This window comes from Vibrio sp. Vb1026, assembly GCF_033338745.1.
GTDB classification, from domain to species: domain Bacteria; phylum Pseudomonadota; class Gammaproteobacteria; order Enterobacterales; family Vibrionaceae; genus Vibrio; species Vibrio alginolyticus.
Map to the genome: position 1 here is coordinate 1 of NZ_JAWOTH010000171.1, position 1,097 is coordinate 1,097.

The following is a 1,097-nucleotide window of genomic DNA, read 5'->3' on the forward strand; positions in this document are numbered from 1 at the left end:
ACGTCTAAGCCCTTAGGTAGCTGAGTAATTGGCGTTTGGGAAATGTCCACATTCCCTTTTATGACCAAGCCAGATGGGAGTTCAGTGTATGGCTTGTTTCGAAGATCTAGATTGCCATAGTTGTCGATGTGGCCAAATTTGGAATAGTAATCGAGCTCGTAAGCACTAGGAGACGAGCTAAATGCAATTAACGCGAGGGCGAAAGGGATGAAACGCATAACGATTACTTTCCAATAAAAAACGATAAAAGCATAACCTAAAGAGTCAGTGACGGCTATATCGGCCTGAACTTAACTCGCCGTTGTTCGTAACGACGTGGAGGAATATCTGAGAATTAGAAGTAAGAACAAATTGCTAGAATATGAGATTCTGCCAAGAACCTGAAATACTTCCTTGCTAGTATTGTTCGGGCATAAGGGGATATTCATGAAGTTTAAAAGAGTTTCTATTTTTACTCTGAGCGCCATGGTCGCGCTATTGTCTGGTTCAGTTTTTGCCAAATCTTACAGTACGCCGGAGTCAAAGGCTTTGGTGGTTGCTGATGGTAAAATAGGCCAGCGAATTTGTTACTACGAAGATAAAGCCTATACCGCTGGTGCGGTAATCAAAGTCGATGATGTGCTTTTGGTGTGCTCTGATGAAAACGACTACGAAACCAATGGGTCGTTAAAGTGGGTCGTGTTGAAGCAAAAGAAGTGATTTAGATAAGAATAAAGCGAGCTCGTTGCTCGCTTTAAATTGAATTAACGCGCTAGAGAGCGAGTTTTCAGTTCAAAAATAAGCTTTTCTGCACTTACTTCAAACTTGAATCGAGCGGTTAGCTCTTTAGATTCTTCTGTCAGCTCTGACACATTGTATTCAACGCCAGCGCAGACTGATTTAGCTAGTTCGATGTATTTCGCTAACTCAGACTCTAATGCATCTTTAGTCTCTGCGAAAATCGTTACGTCAGCAACCTCGTCGCCTTCTTTGATGATGAAACCAATCTCACCAGCACAGCCACAAGCTTCACATACTTGGCTTTCTTCTAATTCGACACTCATAACGAATCCTCTTGTAAATACTAAGGGTATTCTAGCAGGTATTTGATCTGTATC

2 protein-coding genes and 1 pseudogene are annotated in these 1,097 nt (G+C 41.8%); 1 reads left to right on the forward strand and 2 read right to left on the reverse strand.

Annotated elements, in window-relative coordinates; all coding sequences use genetic code 11:
- Positions 1-218 (reverse strand): annotated as a pseudogene (locus R7E47_RS25050) (hypothetical protein); the annotation flags it as partial.
- Between the two features lie 208 nt (positions 219-426).
- Here R7E47_RS25050 and R7E47_RS25055 point away from each other — a divergent pair.
- Positions 427-699, forward strand: coding sequence for a YnjH family protein (locus tag R7E47_RS25055; RefSeq protein ID WP_005498191.1), 273 nt, complete (start codon positions 427-429; stop codon positions 697-699).
- Positions 700-743: 44 nt separating this feature from the next.
- On the opposite strand, the gene R7E47_RS25060 is transcribed toward R7E47_RS25055, so the two are convergent.
- Complete coding sequence (locus tag R7E47_RS25060) at positions 744-1,043, reverse strand: YfcZ/YiiS family protein (RefSeq protein WP_005488152.1); 300 nt, start codon at positions 1,041-1,043, stop codon at positions 744-746.
- Between the last annotated feature and the right edge of the window lie 54 nt (positions 1,044-1,097).

What these genes read in the sequence shown, in the direction of transcription:
- R7E47_RS25055 (WP_005498191.1), top strand. Translation starts at nt 427, where the DNA reads ATGAAGTTTAAAAGAGTTTCTATTTTTACTCTGAGCGCCATGGTCGCG.
- R7E47_RS25060 (WP_005488152.1), bottom strand. Translation starts at nt 1,043, where the DNA reads ATGAGTGTCGAATTAGAAGAAAGCCAAGTATGTGAAGCTTGTGGCTGT.